The sequence below is a fragment of the Flavobacterium sp. WC2409 genome, from assembly GCF_041200085.1.
Lineage (GTDB): Bacteria > Bacteroidota > Bacteroidia > Flavobacteriales > Flavobacteriaceae > Flavobacterium.
Genome location: NZ_CP165625.1, coordinates 1,674,723 through 1,695,820 on the forward strand (window position 1 = coordinate 1,674,723; position 21,098 = coordinate 1,695,820).

The 21,098-nt window shown below is 33.7% G+C and carries 10 protein-coding genes; all 10 read right to left on the minus strand.

The window, feature by feature from the left end; genetic code table 11:
* Positions 1–8 precede the first annotated feature (8 nt).
* Positions 9–3,302 (minus strand): VCBS repeat-containing protein, encoded by a 3,294-nt coding sequence (locus tag AB3G34_RS07225; protein ID WP_369753913.1) that lies wholly within the window; start codon positions 3,300–3,302, stop codon positions 9–11.
* Between the two features lie 108 nt (positions 3,303–3,410).
* Complete coding sequence (locus AB3G34_RS07230; protein ID WP_367770342.1) at positions 3,411–4,742, minus strand: sugar MFS transporter; 1,332 nt, start codon at positions 4,740–4,742, stop codon at positions 3,411–3,413.
* A 114-nt stretch (positions 4,743–4,856) separates the two neighbouring features.
* On the minus strand, positions 4,857–5,579 hold the full coding sequence (locus tag AB3G34_RS07235; protein WP_367770345.1) for a copper homeostasis protein CutC: 723 nt from the start codon (positions 5,577–5,579) through the stop codon (positions 4,857–4,859).
* 159 nt (positions 5,580–5,738) lie between these two features.
* The gene (locus tag AB3G34_RS07240; protein WP_367770348.1) at positions 5,739–7,334 is read right to left on the minus strand and encodes a SusD/RagB family nutrient-binding outer membrane lipoprotein; all 1,596 of its coding nucleotides are present in this window, start codon (positions 7,332–7,334) and stop codon (positions 5,739–5,741) included.
* Between the two features lie 2 nt (positions 7,335–7,336).
* Entirely contained in the window at positions 7,337–10,411 is a 3,075-nt protein-coding gene (locus tag AB3G34_RS07245; protein ID WP_369753915.1) for a SusC/RagA family TonB-linked outer membrane protein, read from the minus strand.
* Positions 10,412–11,074: 663 nt separating this feature from the next.
* Entirely contained in the window at positions 11,075–11,566 is a 492-nt protein-coding gene (locus tag AB3G34_RS07250; protein ID WP_369753916.1) for an endonuclease/exonuclease/phosphatase family protein, read from the minus strand.
* Positions 11,567–12,097: 531 nt separating this feature from the next.
* Entirely contained in the window at positions 12,098–13,978 is a 1,881-nt protein-coding gene (locus AB3G34_RS07255) for a six-hairpin glycosidase (RefSeq protein ID WP_367770357.1), read from the minus strand.
* A 162-nt stretch (positions 13,979–14,140) separates the two neighbouring features.
* Positions 14,141–16,168 (minus strand): glycoside hydrolase family 97 protein, encoded by a 2,028-nt coding sequence (locus tag AB3G34_RS07260; protein WP_369753917.1) that lies wholly within the window; start codon positions 16,166–16,168, stop codon positions 14,141–14,143.
* A gap of 7 nt (positions 16,169–16,175) precedes the next feature.
* A complete protein-coding gene (locus AB3G34_RS07265; protein WP_367770363.1) occupies positions 16,176–18,821 on the minus strand; it encodes a glycoside hydrolase family 3 N-terminal domain-containing protein in 2,646 nt (881 codons plus the stop codon).
* 30 nt (positions 18,822–18,851) lie between these two features.
* Complete coding sequence (locus AB3G34_RS07270) at positions 18,852–21,098, minus strand: GH92 family glycosyl hydrolase (protein ID WP_369753918.1); 2,247 nt, start codon at positions 21,096–21,098, stop codon at positions 18,852–18,854.

Consider the following 21,098-nt stretch of genomic DNA (forward strand, 5'->3'; position numbering starts at 1 on the left):
GTTTTTTATTAATAATTGTATACCTCTGGTATTTGATTGTTTACACCAAAAATGATTCTTTTTCTACCATTTGCGTCAAGAGAAATAATATCCTTAACACATCCATTTACTTTTAAACCAGAACTTAACTGGGGAACGTAAGTAAAATTACCTTTGCCATCTCCTGTTAATAAAACACCATAGTTGGCATCAATTTTTCCGATTTTTAGTCTTGTTTTTTCAATATTACCCCCCAATAAAATATCAATTTTTCCATCATTATTGTAGTCATTTAATCCAATAGCATAAACAGGTGCATAATTTGCCTGAACAGGTAAACTGTGCTTTATAAAAACGCCATTCTTGTTCTCAAACCAAAGGGTCTCAAAAGTACTGGCCTTTAATTCCTTTGCGGACTTCAATTGCTCGGGAGACAAAATTTCGGAAATAGTAGCATCAGAATAGGATTCATAATTTGGAAACCGCTGACGAAAACTAACAATTTGATCCGTAAATTCATCTCTGCTAGCCATAGGGTAAGATTTTCCTTGTACATAGCAGGAAATAAATGGATCAATCGAGCCATTTTTATCAAAATCACCATAACAAAGTGTTGCAGGTTCTTTTTCATTTACATGAATTTGGCTATTGTCACCCCAATTTCCAGCAACCAAATCAAGATCTCCATCTCCATCTAAATCAGCCAAAGCCAATCTATTCCACCAGCCATCTAAAGATTGAGGAAAGTATTTTTGTGTGGCGTCTACTAGTTTTCCATTTTTGTTTTCAAAACAACTAATTTTCATCCATTCCCCACAAACAATCAATTCTGGTTTGCCGTCTTTATTGATATCATCCCACAAAGCATCAGTAATCATTCCAACATGTTCTAATCCTGGAGCAAAAGCTGCAATTTGATTCGTAAAAACGCCCTTGCCGTCATTTATTAACAACATATTTGCTGGAGCTTCAGGATATCTACCTGGCACTACTCTGCTCCCAACAAATAAGTCTAAATCCCCATCTCCATCAACGTCCGCAGCCTTTACACAAGAACCGCTATTTGATTCAGGAGGTAATGCATTTTCTTTTCTTTCAAAAATGCCATTTGTATTAATGTACAATCGATCTTGTAATGCAGGGTCTTTTTCACTAAAAGCATATCCTCCACTTACCACATATAGATCTAAATCACCATCGTTATCAGCATCAAAAAATAAAGCATCTACATCTTCAGAAGCACGATCAGTATCAAAATCTTTTTGATTGTAAGCCATAAATTCCCCGTTGGGTTGTTGCAATACTAATTGACCTGCCTGCCCTTTTGCCCCTCCAATAAAAATATCTTCTAAATCATCCTTATTAATATCCCCTTTTGTTATACGAGGGCCACTATAGGACAGCATATTTGGCATTAAAGGTTGTACTTTAAAATCATTGGTTTCTTGCTCTAAATGACTAAAAGGAATAGTATTGCTTACTGAAGTAAAAACTGTTTTTTTAATTTCCTGAGCCGTATTTATAGCCGTATTGGTATCCTCATATTTTACGACAAAGGATTTATTTGCTGTAATATCCTTATTTATCGTCTGTATTTTTCCATCAGGCCAATAAATTGAAATAGAATCAATTGTAGCAGATGGAATCCCTAAATGCATCGGTTGTTGCATTGAACTTTGAAATCCATGCACGGGATAATTTTCTTGAGTTATAGTTCCTTTGGGGGTGAATACTTTGACCTTAGTACCCAAAGCATTTCTATTTTGTCCAAGCATTTGTAAACCAATATTCACATAATGCCCTGCATTTCCCATCTCAACTGCATTATTTCTATAAACCGCTGCAACATCATTCATTCGATTAACAACTAAATCAAGATCACCATCGTTATCAAGGTCAGTATAAACCGCACCATGAGAAAAGTTTTCATCTTCGAGTCCCCATTCCATTGACACATCTTTAAATTGAAGATTTCCTTTATTTTCAAAAACATAATTATGAAGCGGTGTTGAGGGAACTCCTTTCAACATTTGAAACATATTGTCTTCGGTTTCACCTTTAAGGTGTTTCAATCGTTCATTAGCATAAAACTTAACAAAATCTCTATTAATCATGTCTTTTGCGTAACCATTGGAGACAAATAAATCTTTGTTCCCATCATTGTTAAAATCAGCAAATAGAGCAGACCAGCTCCAATCTGTATTCGAGATCCCACTTAACTGTCCCGTCTCGCTAAAGGTGTTATTTCCATTATTTACTTGTAACATATTACGCATTAACTGATGGTAAAATCCATTTTGTAATGTGTTTTTATAGAGTTCATAATTGTCTGGAGCATATAATAATTTTTGTCTTTTATTATCGGCAGGAAGCATGTCTAAAGTGTAAATATCTGTCCAACCATCATTATTAATATCGGCTATATCAGCTCCCATTGAAAAGTTAGATATGTGTCCTATTTCATCTTTTAAATGATCCGTAAAAGTGCCATCTCCATTATTGATGTATAAATAATCTTCTTCTACATAATCATTAGAAACATACAAATCAGCCCAGCCGTCATTATTGATATCGCTCACAATTACTGACAAACCATATCCAATGGGATTTGAAAGAATATTGGCCTGAGCAGTAACATCTGTAAAATGATTGTTATCATTGCGATACAAACGATCACCCGCATCAGGATCAATCATTTTTTTTACAAAAGAAGCGTCAAAATTACGAAGTTGTTTAATATTATGATTCAAAACATAAAGATCTAAATCACCATCATTATCATAATCAAAAAAAGCAGCCTGTGTAGAATGTCCCTCATCAGCAACACCCATCTCTACTGCTTTGTCTTTGAATGTAATTTCACCATTAGCTGAAGGTCCGTTATTGATAAACAATTGATTTCTTCTCTTTTCGGGTTCCACATCACCTGAGTAACTAACATAAATATCCAACCAGCCATCTCCATTTACATCGGCTACACTAACTCCAGTTTTCCAACCTCTTCGTCCTGTAACGCCTGCTTTTTTTGTAACATCGTTAAACTTTAAATTCCCTTGGTTGATGTATAATTTATTAGGTTGAAGATTAGAAGTAAAATACAAATCAATCAATCCATCGTTATTGAAATCACCCGATGCAACTCCGCCTCCATTATAAAAATATTCATAGGTAATAATATTAAGTTGCGGAGATTCTGGAAGTAGATTATTAAAAGTAATCCCTGTATCATTTGAAGCTAACAAAGAAAATAACTTTGTCTGCTGTGAAAAAACAGGTGATAAAACCAATAAACTTGTGCCTATAAAAAACCAAACTTTTTTCATATTTTTTATATTAAAATAAATGATGTATTGACCAAAATCATAAAATTACAAAAACTAAACTTAAAATAAATTCAATCAATTTACAGCGCGCTATGTAATTTCAATTGGTTACTTATTCTTTAAACCTACCTTATGACCTGCTATGGCATAATATAAAATTATAATATAACAAGGCAATAAAATCCAATATCCCTTAGTAGATGCCGTAGCCGTAGCTAAAGCCTCATTCATTCCTTGTGCAATAAATTGGGCTTTATTAGAATCTACCAACTTACCATATAAAGGTGGAATTATAGCTCCTCCAGAAATTGCCATAATTAACAATGCCGAAGCTGTTTTTGTAAATTTTCCTAATCCACTTAATGTTAAAGGCCATATTGCTGGCCATATTAAAGCATTTGCAATTCCTAATGCGGCAACAAATAAAATGGAAACAAATCCAGAAGAAAACACAATGCAAAAGGAAAGAACAATGCCTAAAATGGCACTTATTCTTAATGCTAAAGCTTGAGTAATGTATTTTGGAATTAAAAAAACACCCAATGTATAAGTTGCTACCATAGCCATTAAGGTAAAAGTGGTGAAAAATTTAGCATCAGCGACAGGAAATCCTAAAGAAATACCATACGCAATAATTGTATCACCAGCAATAACTTCAACACCAACATACATGAAAAGTGTTAATACCCCTAACCATAAGTGAGGAAACTGAAAAATACTTGTTTGTGTGGTTTCTCCATCATTTACTTTTTTTATTGGTTCCGCTTCCACATCAGGTAAGGGAGCCTTTCTTATCAAAACACCTAACACAAATAAAACAATTGCCATTACTAAATAAGGAATAACCACACTATCGGCCATTGTATCTAGTAATTGTGCCTTTTCGCTAGCATCTACTACATTTAATTTCTCTTTAACCTCATCAATACCAGATAATAAAATGGCTCCAAAAACAAGAGAACCTAAAGCTCCTGCTACTTTATTAGCAATTCCCATTATTGAAATGCGTTTAGCGGCACTTTCAATAGGTCCTAAAATAGTTATGTATGGATTTGATGCCGTTTGTAATAAAGTCATTCCGGCTCCTTGAATAAAAATACCTGATAAAAACATCCAATATGTTCTTGCTTCGGCTGCTGGTATAAAAACTAAAGCGCCAAATCCCATTATAAACAAACCTAATGACATTCCTTTTTTATAACCAACCTTTGATAAAATATAAGAAGCAGGTAAAGCCATAATGACAAAAGAAATATAAGATGCTGAGGCGACCAATAGAGATTGCGCCGAAGTTAATTCGTTTATGGTTTTCATAAATGGAATTAATGCGCCATTAATCCATGTAACAAATCCAAAAATAAAAAATAATCCCCCAATTATCATAATTGGAATTAATGTGGTGTTTTTTTCCTGAGTTGATGATAAAGTACTAGCTGACATATATCTTATTTTAAAAATTTAATTTTATATTATAATGTTCAAACCATTTATAATACGATTTGACTCTAAATCTTATCTCTGAAATTCATATTCTTTCGTTTTAACTTTAATTATCTAATTTATACTTTCTAAAATAGATTTAATTTTATTGTAATCAGACTGAATAATTATGTGTTCATCAAAAAAAATACTATTATTCATTGGGATTTTTACAACCTCAATTCTATTAATAATTGATGTAGCTGAACAATGAATTTCTTTAAAACCTGCTGTTTTAAATAAGCGCGCATTTTCGATATTAATTCCACCTGCAGGCAGTATTATAAGTTTATCATTTGCTATTTCGTTTAAACTTTTAAGATATTCTATACCTTTTTCAGCTGTATTATTACCTCCTGACGTTAAAACCCTTGTAACTCCTATATCAATTAGTGCTTGTAATGCTTTGTGAGAATTTTCAACCTGATCAAAAGCCCTATGAAAGGTAAATTCTAAAGGCTTTGACAATTCAATTAATTCTTGAGTTCTTTTATTATCAATTGTATTATTAGCGTGTAAAACACCTGAAACAATACCTTTACAACCTAATTCTTTACATATTTTAATATCCGCTTTCATGCAATTAAATTCATCTTCAGAATAGTTGAAATTACCACTTCTTGGTCGGATTAATACATGAACTGGAATAGTAACTTTCTCTAAAACATTTTTAAGTAAACCATATGAAGGTGTTATGCCTCCAACAGCTAATTCAGAACATAATTCAATGCGATGTGCTCCGCCATTTTGTGCATTTATAGCTGATTGATGTGACGATGTACAGATTTCTAACAACATATTTTTTAAAATAAAAATTAATTCACAAAAAATTATTACCCCTAAATTTCTAAAAAATTAAATAGAAAAGCAGTTTTTTTATACGCAAGTAAACTAGTTAAAAAGTTAAAAGGAGAGTTTCCTCTCCTTTTAACAGAATTACTTTTCTGAAACAAAATATTATTTATCCCACCACATTTTTGTAATCCAAGTGTCTCCACCCATGTTAGAAACAGCTTGAGTATAACTGGCAGTATTATTACTTCCTTCTGTTGAAGGATAAATTTGCCTTCTAGGAATTTGTCCTGAACTAAAGTTTCCAGGGTAATTTACTGGAGTAAGAACAGGAAAATCAGATCTTTTCCAGTTATTCCAAGCTTCAACCCAGTTACCAGTTAAACCAGCTGTAGCCCAGATTTGCTCATTAATCATTTTTAAAGAAGCAGCAGTTGAAGTTATGTTCAAAGGGTGTGCCGCAGCATAAAATACAGCATCTGCATTTGTAATTTGAGTTCCACCAAATTTATTCAAAGTTACCATTGCTCCAACTAATCCATTATTGAAGTATTGAGAAGCAGTTCCAGAAACAGAATAACCTCTTACAGCAGCCTCAGCCATTAATAGTTGTACTTGTGCGTAAGTAAGAATAAAAACTGGAGTAGTTCTATTCCTATACATAGGAGTAGGTCTAGAATAATTACCAATTGCAGCAGCATCAGAACCTGAACCTGAAGCACCAGGATAATTCGGCTCTAAACTTACATCTCTAGATCCTCCTTTAGTATCATATCCATTAGGAAAACCTATTTGAGCAGTTGTACTTGTGTTTCCTCCTGTATATAAATAATTTGCAGTAAGTCCCGCAGCTGGAACTTCGGCTACAACAGGAAGACGCAAGTCATTGTTTGATTTCAAATAATCAATCAATGTTTTTGACCAGCGAACTTCATAAACATCCGCAGATACAGTGAATGAAGCACCATTACCATTATCAAAACCATCAGCATCATCAGTAGGAGAAATAGCTTCATCAGCGACAGAAGCAAAAACACCCCCTGCAGCCGCTTTTTCAGCATATGTTTTAGCAGTTGCAGCATCGACAGCAGTTAATCGCATTGCCATTTTCAACATCAATGAATACCCAAAAGAACGCCATTTCGCTACATCACCACTATAATAAATATCACTTGTTGGTTTGTCTTTAGAAACATCCAAAGTCATAATTGCAGCATCTAAATCAGCTAACATTTGAGGATATAAATCTTGTTGCTTGTCGTATTTTGGTTGAGAAACACCTTGATCTAACATTAAAGCTTCTGAATAAGGAACGTCACCGTATACATCTGAGATATAAGAAATAGCCATTATCTTTACGATTTTTCCAATTGCAGCTAAATTTGGCATGTTTTTTTGAGTTGCTAATATGGACATTTGATTTGCTGTTGAAGCCGCAGTGTAAACGCCATTCCAAATTCTTTGATCATAATCAGAAGTACCACTAGTGGTCACATATTTATCACCACCATCATAATAATTAGCTCCTCCAGTTGAAGGTGATGCCAAAAGTTGAGCCCACATACTTTGAAATAAGATTGGACCTTCGTAACCAACAGTTCTTTGTCCATAATCATAAAGAGCTCTTGGTAAAAGTAGATTTGGATCAAATATTTCTGAACCCGCTTTAGTTGGATCTGTATTAATTTGTTCGAAATCACTATCGCATGAAATTAGCAAACCACTAACGACCACGAATAATATTTTAATATATTTAGTCATAATTATTTTATTTTAAAGTTAACATTTAGACCAAAAGACCTTGTTGAAGGTAAACTAGTCCCTTCAATTCCATAATATTTAACGTTAGAACCAAAACTACTTTCTGGATCAATATTATCCGCTTTACGCATTAGGATGGCAAGGTTTCTAGCTACAAATGAAATATCAATTCCTTCTAAGAATGAGATTTTACCCATTACACTTTTTGGGAAAGCATATCCAAATGATAATTGTCTCAATTTGATGAAATCTCCACTCACAACACTTGTACTTGTAATGTTACGAGCTTCTGCTTGATAGAAATCTTCCGCTGAAGCAGTAATTCCACTATTTGTAACTCCTGTTTCTCTCCCAACTAATGTAGCTTGGTTCAATCCTCTTATACGAGAATAGTATTCAGTTGCAGAAATTACTTTATTACCATAGTTGAAATCAATTAAGAATGCCAGATTAAAGTTTTTGTATTTGAATTCATTATTCCATCCACCATAAAATGTTGGTAAAACGGAACCGAAATTTTTAAACTCACCTCTTACTGGTAATCCAGCAGCATCTACTTGAATACTTCCGTCTGCATTGTATGCATAATCATATGCTCTGATTTGTGGCCCAGCAGCGCCTACAACATAAGCTGTGACAGCATTTCCTAGGGTTCCACGGTTACTTCCTAAAACGATTGGAGTGGCATCCGCATTAGTAGCTAATACTTTATTTTTAAAATTTGTTGTATTTAAACTAGTTGTCCAAGTAAAATTATCTGTTTTTACTGGTACACCAGTTACAGCAATTTCTAGCCCTTTATTTTCTATAGAAGCACTTGCAACTACACCTGTAGCAAATCCAGTAGACCTACTATACTCTGCATTCAAAATCTCATCATGAGATGTTTTCTTGTAGTAAGAAGCATCAAATGTTAACCTACTTTTGAAAAATCTAAGTTCCAAACCTACTTCTACCTCGTCTACTGTAAATGGTTTTAAAAGAGTAGGAAGCGTAGATGGAATAGAACCCGTTGCATAACTTACTCCATTATTCACTAATGAATTCCCTGAATTGAAATACAAAGAATTAGCGTAAGGAGTTGCTTCACCACTTGTTACTGCATATGATAATCTTAATTTACCGAAATTTAATGCATCAATATGTAATAAATCGTTAAAAACAAATGCTCCTGAAACTGAAGGAGTAAATACTCCATTTTCTGTTGAAGCAGCGGAAGACAATGAAGAATAAACATCGTAACGTCCTGTTGTAGATAATGTTAAATATTTTTTATATCCTAAATCAAAAGAATAAAATGCAGAGTGACTTTCACTACCAGTATAGTTATATTCTCTATTAATATTAACTACATTGTTTGGCGTATATAAATAAGGTAAAACAAATGGACCTCCTCCTATTTTAATTCTTTCATATTTATTTTGTCTAATATTAGCACCTGCTAACGCATCTACTGAAAAATCTTCCGTTATTTTAAATTTAGCACCAAAAAGTCCATCCAAATTTAACTCTGAACGAGTAGATTGCCCTTTACTATCTAAACTTCCTTTTTTATTAGTAGTATAATCTAATCCCCATGGATTAACACTAAATTCAGTATCATTAGAAACATCATTTCCTAATCTTACCATTGCATAGATATTATCTGTAAAGCTATATTTAGTCGATAATACAGAAATGGTTCTTTTTCTTGTAGGATCTTCAACACCTTGATTCACTATAAAATAAGGATTTGTAGCGTAATTATCATCACTAAAAACTAGTTCATTACCCGTAACAGGGTCATAACCTGGAGCAAAAATATTATGATCTACGTTAGGAGCTAAGAATAAAAAGTTATTTGGATTTTTAGGACCATCACTTAAAAAAGGTCTGTTTTTTGAACTTTCATCTGTATAATTAACAGAAGCAGCTACATTTAACTTACTTGTAATATTTTGATCCGCACTTAAATTGATTGTAGTACGTTTAAGACCACTATTTGGCACAATAGATTTCGAATCTAAATTAGATACTGACAAACGAAAAGCACCATCACCCATTCCTTTAGAAACTGAAAGGCTATTTGTAAGGTTTGTTCCAGTTCTATAAAAATCAATATAACTTTCTTTAGCTTTACTATACGTATATTGTTTACCATCAAAACCAATTACTGAACTACCATCTAATCTACCTCCCCAAGAATTTCTGTTTGAAGCTAATGCCGCTCCAGCGGTCAAAGGTTTTGACCCCCCTGTACCTTGACCATATTGATCTTGAAAATCAGTATAATCAACTGGTGCATCGGCCATAAAATTTGAATTATAAGTAATAGAGTAATCGCCACCCTTTTTACCTTTTTTAGTAGTTATGATAATAACTCCATTTACAGCTCTAGATCCATAAAGTGCAGAAGCTGATTGCCCTTTAAGAACAGTCATTTTATCAATATCATCAGGATTGATATTACCAATACCATCTCCTTGATCCGCTCCACCCCATTCTCCAGCAGAACCTCTTTGAGTATTATCAATTGGAATACCATCAATTACAAATAAAGGAGAACCTCCACTAGTAATTCCTGATATCCCTCTCAAAAGCACTTTTGAAGTTCCACCAGCACCACTATTGGTCCCTCTAACTACAAGACCTGAAACACGACCTGCTAAACCATTGGCTACGTTCGTTTCTCTAGCTTTGTCTAGGTTATCACCACCTACAGTCGTTACAGCATACCCTAATTTTCTTTGATCTTTAGAAATACCCAAAGCCGTTACAACAACTTCACCTAACTGATTTGCATTTTCTACTAAGGCTACATTTACAGTTGTTGAACCAGAAACGGCAACTTCTTTTACAACATAACCTAAATAAGTAAACACTAATATTGCTGACTTATTAGGTACTTTAATACTGTATTTCCCATTCAGATCTGAGGACACACCATTTGCTGTTCCTTTAACATTAACATTTGCCCCAGGTAGCGGAAAACTACTATTGACATCTGTTATTGTTCCCGATACTGTTGTTTGAGCTTGAACACCGTGAAAACTGAACAAGCAAAACACAAACAGTACTTTTAGCACGTTTTGAATCATAAATTTAATTTTTAAGTTAATAGAATGTTTTTTAAGTTAATCATAAGTTAATCATAAGTTAAAAGTAAGGATCCAATGCATTACCTTAATCATAATTTCGACCAATAACAATTTTTAAAAGGTGTTGGGTTATTTTTAACAAATTTTTCGACAAACAAACCAAATCACAGAACATATGCAGGTGTTTTTGGAGATCTTTTTATATGAAATTTTAACAGAAATAATTAATAAAATAAACCAAAAAACTAAATAATTACAATTAAAAAAAGCAAAAAAAATAATTTTAATGTTAAAAAACAAAATACTAGCAAATGAAAAATACGTTCATATTTATAATCAAAAATTGACTAAACCCTATTAACGCAAAGCTAAATACTTATTAAAATGATAAAGTATCTAATGGTAAGAATTAGGTCAAAACCTCAAAAAATTTAGCAACAATTTACAAAGGTCAATACATCGAGTATCTAAGTCCATTAGTTTTATGTTGTTGTCCTACTAAAAAATAGATTAATCAATTACTGAAGTTCTTTTTCGACTAAAAATATATTCAGATTCATTATTTTTTTGCGTTATTTCTTAAAAAGCTTTACAATGAATTACCATTGCTAAATCAACAATCTTCTTTATGTAGAAATTTATCATGAATATTTACTCCTCCTATTAATGAATTTCAATTTCAACAAAAACAGGTAAATGATCTGATGGATATTTGCAATCTTTAGAGTCACTTAAAATTGCAAACTTTTGAACTTTTATATTTTGTTTGCTAGCAAAAATATAATCAATACGTTCTTTTACAGCTTCGTTATGCTTACATGCATTAAAAGTTCCTGAAGGTCCAAAAGGCTTAGTAATACTTACCATTTTAGAATCATTAAAAACGGATGAAAGATATTGAATGGGTTTACTTTCTGGCTCAAAATTAAAATCACCCATTTCAATCACAGGCAAATTCACTGTATTGAATTGCTTAATTTTATCCACAATCAATTTAGCGCTTTGAATTCTCGCTTCATTACCTATATGATCAAAATGAGTATTGAATACCCAAAATTTTTGTTTTGTTTTCTTATCTTCTAATAAAACATAAGTACAAATACGCTCCATTGCGGCGTCCCAACCAACAGAAACTTTATCAGGTGTTTCAGACAACCAAAAAGTCCTTTGTTTTACTAGATTTAATTTTTTTTATATTATAAAAAACAGCACTAAACTCTCCTTTTTTCAAACCATCATCTCGGCCTACACCCGCATATTTATAATCTACAAACGTACTTTCAATGTATGCAACTTGATGATGCTATCCTACTTGAATACCAAAAACATCGGGATTATAAAATGTGATTTGACTACACAAAAAGTCTTTTCTTTTTGATCATTGATTTTCTCCATCTCCTGTGTTATCATATCGAATATTATAGGTAAAAAATTTATAATTTTGTCTAAATATAGCATTAGGTAAAACTATAAATGCTACGACTAACCATATTATTTTTTTCATGAACTACTATTGAATTGGTCTAAAACGAATGGCTTTACTACCACCAGCAGCCAGCTTAATATTTAAAATACTTTTTGAATCTACATCTTTTTGAATAATTGAAATATCTTGTGGATTCGTTTTCTAACAAAAAATAACTTTTACAATTAATTCGAAAAACTACTTACTTATTTTCATCATTATTACTCCTTATTTTTGGATGAAATAAAAACATCATCAATATAATAAGTGGATAACTTTTGCTTTTCATCCGATCCTTTTAATGGAGGATAATCTACCTCGTTTGGCGTCTGTCTATTAGGCATATTAGTATAAGTACCCGTTCTAAATGAAATTCTTTCCACTGATTTTACAGCCACTACTGCATTAAGGTTTTCATCAATTTTTTTACCATCAATAAAAATCGAATACTTCCCAATTCCATTAGTATCATATTCAACTTTAAACGAATACCATTTATCTACATCAAACTTGATCAATGGTTTCATTGCTACTCCAGCTGCCGCTTTGATATAACCGTCAGTATCGAATGAGATTTGTATTGGTCTGTTACCAAACTTATCCGCAATATCAATATCAAATTGAGTCGTATCTGTAGCAACAACTTTTACCTTGAAACTTGCTGTAACTGTTTTCCCTTCCTGAAATACACGTATTGCACGGCAATAATCATAAGGATCCTCATCATTCATTTGCAAGATGTAATTGCCATTGTTTTCTTTTATCAAACTTGCTTTTGCCCACATTGGAGAATGAATATTCCAATCGATTATGGAGCCATTAACATCCATTTTTTCAAAATCATCGGTAACATCTACATTTACTTTGTATTTAATAGGTGTTGGAATTCGTGATATCCATATGTCTTCCTTATTCATGCTGTAGGTCATCCACATATCAGTACCTGGAGGGTTTCCATTTCCCGGACTAATTCCTCGCATATAACAAGGACCAAAATCCTTCCATATACCGTAGAATCGTCGTACTGGAACTTCGGCTTGTACAAGAAGTAGATTATCATAAATAATTCCATCATCACTAGTAACAATTGATAATGGAAAACGATATTGTGTTTGGTCAATTGGATTATACGAAATTGCATATCTCCCATCATCCGTTTGTTGTCCCCACATTTTACCGCCAGACATTACCAAAGTATTTGCTTTTACAGGATCTGAAAAGGTTTTACCACCATCATCAGAAAGTGCTGAAAAAGATTTTTTCCAAAGTCCAACAATCTTACCGTCTTTTCGCTTATACCAGTTAAAAGCCTGTTCGCCCTTGTTAAAAGAATAAAAACTATCCACTCCCTTATCTTCTTCAAACCATTGTAAGGTCATTAATTTATTATCCAAAAGAGCATCACAAGCGGCAAGAAATCCTTTGTCTTTTGATTTTTTATAGAATGGATAGGAAGTATTAGATCCATTCCAATTGGTTTGGCTGTCGTATCGAATAAAATAGATTGGGCTCATGCTTCCATCTTTATAGATTTCACGAACCACGCGCCCGATACCATTTTCTTTAAATGGATTTTCGGTATGTCCATAAAAAGCTAAAGTAAGCAAGCGACCATTGGGTGCCACATAAAAACCCATACGTTGGTGCATCATATATCCAGTTGAACCTTCAGGAATTTTTACGCCTTGTGGTGCTTTGTAAGGAGGGAAAATTTCTTTAGGAAAACTCCATTTTTTCCCATCCTTTGAAGTAATCAACATGGTATGAACCGGTGCTCGGTGTTCATCCTTTTCTCCACTGATGTATTGTTGATAAAATTGACCATTCCAATAAGCCAGATTAGATGCATGATTGTATGTCCAGCCATAGCCATCACTTAATTCAGGATGGGTACGATTTGCACGTAATGTTTGTATATTTTCTACTCCAATTGCATATTGTAAACCAGCTTCATGGGTAAATGGATCAATATGTGTACCTCCAATATAGCGTACAGGTTCGTTAACACTGCCTGTTTGTGCATTTACATTATGAAAATTTATAACTAAAAGAATCATAATGCATTTTACTAACGTGATTTTTCGTAGTGAAACTAATTTCATTTTTTTAGGGGTTTTTATCATTTTCATATTGTATATTAAAAATTTGTCTGTTCTATTTTAATTCATAAAACAATTTGGGAACCTTTTTTGATAACCAATAATCATCTTTAGGATCCCCAAACAGCTCTTTATTTCAAACTGTAATTAATCAATTATCAAAAACTATTTTATTGGTGTAAATCGGATGGCTTGACCACCACCAGCAGCCAGATTAATATCTAGTATGCTTTTTACATCTACATCTTTTTGAGTAATTGAAATCTCTTGTGGATTTGTTTTCCAATCTGCATTGGGTCCGTCTGCATAAATTTCAGCACGGTATTTTTTTCCTTTTTCTAAAAATGATAAGGAAACTTTTAAATCTCTGGTATTTTCATCGGAAATACTACCTAAAAACCAATTGTCACTAAACTTATCTTTTCTAACAATTGTAATATAATCCCCAATTTTTCCGTTTAAGATTTTTGATGTTTCCCAATCAGTACCAAAATCTTCAAAAAATTTAAATGCTGGTTGGTCCTCGTAATTTTCAATCAAATCTGAAGCCATTTGCAACGGACTGTACAACACAACAAATAAAGCCAATTGTTTTGCCAAAGTTGTATTTACTCTCGAAGTTCCATCATCAAGATCATTCCATTTTACTCTATTTTTGGCATTTTTATATAAAATATCAAATATTCCTGGAGTATAATCAAAAGGACCGCCCAAGCCTCTAGTAAATGGTATGATAGTATGATGCTCCGGAGGATTACCAGAACTCCAACCGTTCCACTCCATTCCTCTTGCCCCTTCTCTAGTCATAAAATTTGGATATGTTCTTCGGAGACCTGTCGCTTTTATAGGTTCATGAGCATCAATCATAATATGGTATTTGGCTGCAACTTTTACTACGGCATCATAATGATTAACCATAAATTGTCCGTGATGAAATTGACCGGGTGTTTGTATTCCACCTGCATAACCTGTTTTCAAGGTTTTAACTCCTATGTTATGAAACATAGAAAATATCTTGTCAAAATTATCTTGAAATGCCTGTGCATCGCCTCCAGTTTCTACATGACCTATGTAACTAACATTGTTTTCTTTTGCATAAGCTGCAATTCCATTCAAATCAAAATCGGCGTAGGGTGTTACAAAATCAAAAGCTCCTTTTTTACCCCAATTTTCCCATCCGGTATTCCAACCTTCCGTTAATACACCTTGAATGTTATGTTTTTTTGCAAAATCAATATATCTTTTGGTATCTATTGTGTTCGCACCATGACGTGGTCCCATAGACCAAGTTTGAGTCCCAATATGCATTCCCCACCAAATACCTATGTATTTCATAGGTTCAATCCAAGAGGTATCTTCTATTTTATTAGGTTCATTTAAATTCAAAATGGTATTTGATGCTACTAAATCGGCTGCTGTATCAGTAATTAAAATCGTTCTCCAAGGTGTTTCCATCGGTGCAGTCGTTTTCACCTTTACTCCATCTGGCCATGGCACTAAATTACATTCGAATGAAAGTGGATCCGTTTTAGATTTCAACAAAGTCATATCGGCATAATTGGTCAAATTTGCTTCGTGAATACTGGCAAAAAAACCATCCGTTGTTTCGAATGTTATAGGCGTATTAGCAGAAGGAACGTCAGACACCAAAGCTTTTTTATATAACATTTCATAAGAATCAAAATTGGCTGGATTGTACCAAGCAGTATGATTTTTTATAAAATTAAACTGAGTTAACTCTTTGGTTATATTGATGCTATCAACTCCTTTTTGTTCTGGAATTTCATACCTAAATCCTACTCCATCATTATAGACTTTGAAAATAATATTCATCTTTCTTTTCAAGCCTTCTTTCTCTTGCAAATGAACTATCAGTTTATTGTAATCATCAACAATTTTTTGGTTTTCTCCCCAAACCTGCATCCAAGTAGTATTAGAATGACTGTTTTCAAAACCAATAATTTCTAAATTTTTATCTAATGATTGCGCTTCTTTAAATTCAAAACCCAATTTTGAAGCTTTGATAAATGGTTTGTTTTTAAACTTTACAGAATATTGAACAGCGTCAACATTTACTTCAATACTAACTTCTATATGTTTGTTTGGAGATTTAACTTTTAAAGCATTGCTTTTAGTAAAACTGGCTAGAAATACTATAAAAAACAAGGGGTAATATTTTCTTAAATTTTTCATTTGAATATTATTTTACCACCGTAAATTTTGTTTTTAATAAATCTGTTGAATTCCCTCCAACCATCACTTCAAAATCACCTGGTTCTACTACTCTTTTCATCTCACGATTCCATAATGCTATTTCATCAGCAGTCAATGTAAATTCTAGATGTTGGGTTTCTCCTTTTTTAATAAAAACACGTTTGAAACCTTTTAATGTTTTTCTTGGTGTAGTTACAGTACTATAAATATCATTAATGTACAATTGCACTACTTCGTCTCCGTCATAATTACCCGTATTTTTAACATCGATACTTACTTTTATTTCTCCATCGATTTTAATTTCATTGGTATTTAAAGCTAAATTCGAATATTCAAAAGTCGTGTAACTTAATCCATATCCAAAAGTATATAACGGACTTTCACTCTCACTTACATATCGATGTATTGCTGATGGTTTTTGATTGTAATAAATTGGCAATTGCCCAACCGATTTTGGAAAAGTAATCGGTAATCTTCCTCCTGGATTGTAATCGCCAAATAAAACATCGGCAACAGCTTTTCCTCCAGCTTCACCTGGAAACCATCCTTCAACAATAGCAGGAATATTATCATTAATCCAATTTACAGAAAGCGGACGACCATTTAACAACACACAAACTACTGGAGTTCCTGTTTGCTGAATTGCCTCTATCAATTCTTGCTGCATTCCGTGCAAGTCTAAAGTAGCAACATCTCTATTCTCTTCTACTAATTCATTCGATTCTCCTAACACTACAATAGCAACATCGGCTTTTTTAGCAATATCAATGGCGGGTTGCAAGTTGATCTTATCTAAGTTCCAACGCAAATGGGCTCTGGCTCCCCAGCCTCCTTCCCACATTTCGATGCGGACTTTGTATTTTTTACCTGCTTCAATATTTTTGGGAGTCGTAACGATACTCGTTGCTCCTTTGGTCCAGTTGTCAATAACCAATTGATCGTCCACCCACATTCTGATTCCATCATCAGAACTTAAACCCAACCATCCATCAAATGATTTTTCGGATTGGATATAACCTGTCCAACGAATCGAGAAATCATCATCATTCACTCCTGCCCCTGGATTCCAAGGCCAGTCAAATTCCAACTGACTATCAATTCGAGTCAATGCTGGCGTTCCTTCTATATTTCTATTATTGAAATATTCTCCTTTTAATCCGTGTTGCGAACCATCAGGTGTAAATAAATATTTGGATGGAATTATTTGTCCTTTTACAATTAGTGGAACTCCTTCTTCATAAAGTACATTAGCCTTATCGCCAACCACTTGTTGAATTCCTTCTAAAACAGTAGTTCCCACTTTATTTTTTACAGCATAACCACCCAATCTTGACTCATTGGCATTTGGTCCAATAACTGCAATGGTTTTGATATCCTTACTAAGAGGCAATAGGTTGTTTTGATTTTTCAACAATACAATCGATTTATGTCCTGCTTCTAAAGCTACTGCTTGGTTTTCTTTCGAATGAAAACGTAACTTAATTAAACTTTTATCGGTATAAGGATTTTCAAAAAGTCCTAATAAAAACTTCAATCGCAACACACCTCCCGCAGCACGGTCAATATTTGCCATGGTTAATTTTTTCTCGTTTACCAATTCAATCAGTGTTTGTTGCCAGAACTCATTGGTAAAATCATAAAACTGCATATCTACACCAGCTGCAACCGCTTGATGAATACTTTCTTTTGGAGAATCGGTAACATAATGCGTCGTTTGAAGGTATTTTATCGCACCCAAATCAGAAACAACAATTCCTTTAAAACCCCATTCGTCTCGCAAAACATCCGTTAATAACCAATGATTTTCAGCACAAGGAATTCCGTCTAATTCGGAATAAGCACACATTGTTCCCAAAGCACCACCTTTTCTAAATGCTTTTTCAAAAGAGGGAAGATGATCTTCACGCGCCGAACGCTCTCCAACTAAAATAGGAGACGAATTTCCTCCAGCTTGCGGAATTCCGTGAACAGCAAAGTGTTTTGGCTCAGCAATTATAGAACGGTCAGAAGTTAAATCATCTCCTTGCATTCCTTTAATCATTCCCAATCCAATTTCGCTATTCAAATACGCATCCTCACCAAAAGTCTCCGCTACTCTTCCCCAACGCGGCTCACGGCCTAAATCTAAATTGGGGCCTAAACCAAAATGAACTCCGTGAGCTCTGGCTTCCGTACCAATAACTTGCCCCACTTTACCCATTAAATTGGTATCCCAAGTAGCTCCCAAACCAATATTCATTGGAAAAGCCGTACTTCCTTCATCTAAATAACCGTGAAGCATCTCACACATAATCAGCGCTGGAATTCCCCAACGGTTATTTTTAATTACTTCTTTTTGAAGATCATTAATCATTTTTGCCGAACGAGGATAAATATCGTGAATAGCACCTATTCCCAGTTTTCCAATTTTAGCATCCGATTTTGTTTTCGAAAAATCTTCATTTTCTTTAAAGTATTCGCCTTTGTACATATCCATTTGACGCACTTTCTCTTCCAAAGTCATTCGGCTCAACAAATCTTGCAGTCTATTTTCGACAGGAAGTTTAGCATCTTGATAAGGATATTTTTTTTGTGCAAAGCCTTGGTTTAAAAAACCGAGTAGCATTACTAAAATAAAGGGTATTCTTTTCATTATTTGGTGGTATTTTGGGTAGTGTATTAATTAATTCTGAATCACTTTTAGCGTATTTCCATTCACAAATTCATCATGTGAAATAAAGAAACTATCGTGTTTTTTTCCGTCTAATAGAATGGCTTTTATTTTACCATCAGTATTAATTTCTCTTTCAATGACTATACTTTTCTTTTTATAGTATTTTGGATCCAATTCTATCGTGATTTTATCAAAAAGTGGGGTAGTAATCGCATACAATGGCTCGCCTGGAGCAATGGGATAAATCCCCATCATAGAATACACTAACCAAGCTGACATCGTTCCTGTATCATCATTACCAGGTAATCCATTGGGTTTGTTTTGAAAGTATGTAGCAACTAGTTTTTTAACCAATTCTTGGCTTTTCCATTCTTCTCCTTTTAGATAATTAAACAAATAAGGATAAGCGATATCTGGTTCATTTGCCATATCAAATTGCTTGCTATCAAATACTTTTTGCAACTGATTACTGAACGATTTATTTCCTCCCATTAATTTTATCAAGCCTTTAATATCGTGGGGCATCATAAAAGCATATTGCCAAGCATTGCCTTCAATAAAACCTATATTTTCTTCAAAATTAGCTCCTGACAATGGATCGAAAGGTTCGTACCATTTCCCATCTGGAGTTCTAGGATGCAATAATTTTAAATTTTTATCGAATAATTTACGGTAGGATAAGGAACGTTTTCCAAAACGATCTGCATCTTCTTTTTTCCCTAAGGCTTTCGCCAAAAGTGAAATAGCAAAATCAGATGCATTGTACTCTTGTGTTGTAGAAATAGGTCCTCTATCTTTAGTCGTTAAATATCCTTTTTCAATATAATCTTTCAGTCCTGGACGTAATGGATTATTTTCAATTTGATCTGCGCCTTTCAACATCGCTTCGTAGGCTTTTTGCACATCAAAATCCTGAATGCCTTTTAAGTACGTGTCAGCAATTACGATACTAGCAGGGTCACCCACCATGGTAAAAGTTTCGGTAGAATTCAATTCCCATTTAGGCAACCATGCATTTTCATCATACATTTCTAACATGCTTTTAATCATATTGGATTGTTGCTGTGGATAAGCCAATGACATTAATTGATGTAAATTCCGATACGTATCCCAAAGTGAAAAAACGGTATAACGAGTCCCATCTGTCTTCCCTATTTTCTCTCTTTTTATTTCAGGATATTCTCCGTTGACATCATTTAAAATATTGGGATGAATTAAAGTATGGTACAATGCGGTATAGAAAATAGTCTTATTCTCTGTGGATCCACCTTCTACTAAAATTTTAGAAAGTGCCTCGTTCCATTCGTCATAGGTTTCTTTATAAACCGTTTCAAAGGATTTGTTTGCAGTTTCTTTTTCTAAATTTTCACGCGCATTTGCAATACTTACATACGAAACTCCAATTTTAACTTCGACTGTTTCGGCTTTTTCAAATTGATAAGTAAAATAAGTTCCTATACTGTCCCCTACAACCATTTTGGTGGTATTATCCATCATTCTAGTTTTGCCATTGTAGGTCATCCATTGTGCTTCTACACCTTCATATTTGGATGGTTTTTTCCAAACTCCGAAAGTAGCTGCTGGCTTAGAAAATTTTGCAACAAAATAAACAGGATAAGCAGCTTCTGGACTATTGTAACAAAACGAACCAACGGAACGCATTCCTTCAATTTCAGTATTTGACACCACTTTTACCATCGCACCTTCTTCATTGGTTAAACCTAAACCTAGATTTAATAAAATATTGGATTGTCCTTTGGGAAAAGTAAACTTGCTTACTCCTACTCTTTTGGAAGTTGTAAACTCCGCTTTGATATCGTATTTGTCAATATTAAGTCCATAATACCCCGTTTTTGCCACTTCCTGAGAATAAGTTGAACCGTATTTTAAATGATTGATTTCTACAGCTCCAGTTGTAGGCATAATCAGTATTACCCCTAAATCGGGACAGCCTACACCGCTTAAATTTACTTGACTAAATCCTGTTAAAAATGTATTTTCATGAACATAGGAATTTGATAACCATCGACTGTCTTTTTCTAAAGGCAAATTTTGTGACCCAGCTACGTTGAACGGACTGATACTTGCCATTCCTCTAGGTGCAATAGGACCCGGAAAAGTAGCTCCATAATTAGAAGTCCCAATAAGTGGGTTTACAAAATCTGCTGGTTGTTGCCCGTACACACTACTACCACCAAAAGTCAGCAGTAAAATAAGCAGTGTATTGGGTATAGTAATTCTATTTTTAAAAAACAT

Coding starts and splice junctions, on each gene's coding strand:
- AB3G34_RS07225 (WP_369753913.1), bottom strand. CDS start 3,302: ATGAAAAAAGTTTGGTTTTTTATAGGCACAAGTTTATTGGTTTTATCA.
- AB3G34_RS07230 (WP_367770342.1), bottom strand. CDS start 4,742: ATGTCAGCTAGTACTTTATCATCAACTCAGGAAAAAAACACCACATTA.
- AB3G34_RS07235 (WP_367770345.1), bottom strand. CDS start 5,579: ATGTTGTTAGAAATCTGTACATCGTCACATCAATCAGCTATAAATGCA.
- AB3G34_RS07240 (WP_367770348.1), bottom strand. CDS start 7,334: ATGACTAAATATATTAAAATATTATTCGTGGTCGTTAGTGGTTTGCTA.
- AB3G34_RS07245 (WP_369753915.1), bottom strand. CDS start 10,411: ATGATTCAAAACGTGCTAAAAGTACTGTTTGTGTTTTGCTTGTTCAGT.
- AB3G34_RS07255 (WP_367770357.1), bottom strand. CDS start 13,978: ATGAAATTAGTTTCACTACGAAAAATCACGTTAGTAAAATGCATTATG.
- AB3G34_RS07260 (WP_369753917.1), bottom strand. CDS start 16,168: ATGAAAAATTTAAGAAAATATTACCCCTTGTTTTTTATAGTATTTCTA.
- AB3G34_RS07265 (WP_367770363.1), bottom strand. CDS start 18,821: ATGAAAAGAATACCCTTTATTTTAGTAATGCTACTCGGTTTTTTAAAC.
- AB3G34_RS07270 (WP_369753918.1), bottom strand. CDS start 21,098: ATGTTTTTTAAAAATAGAATTACTATACCCAATACACTGCTTATTTTA.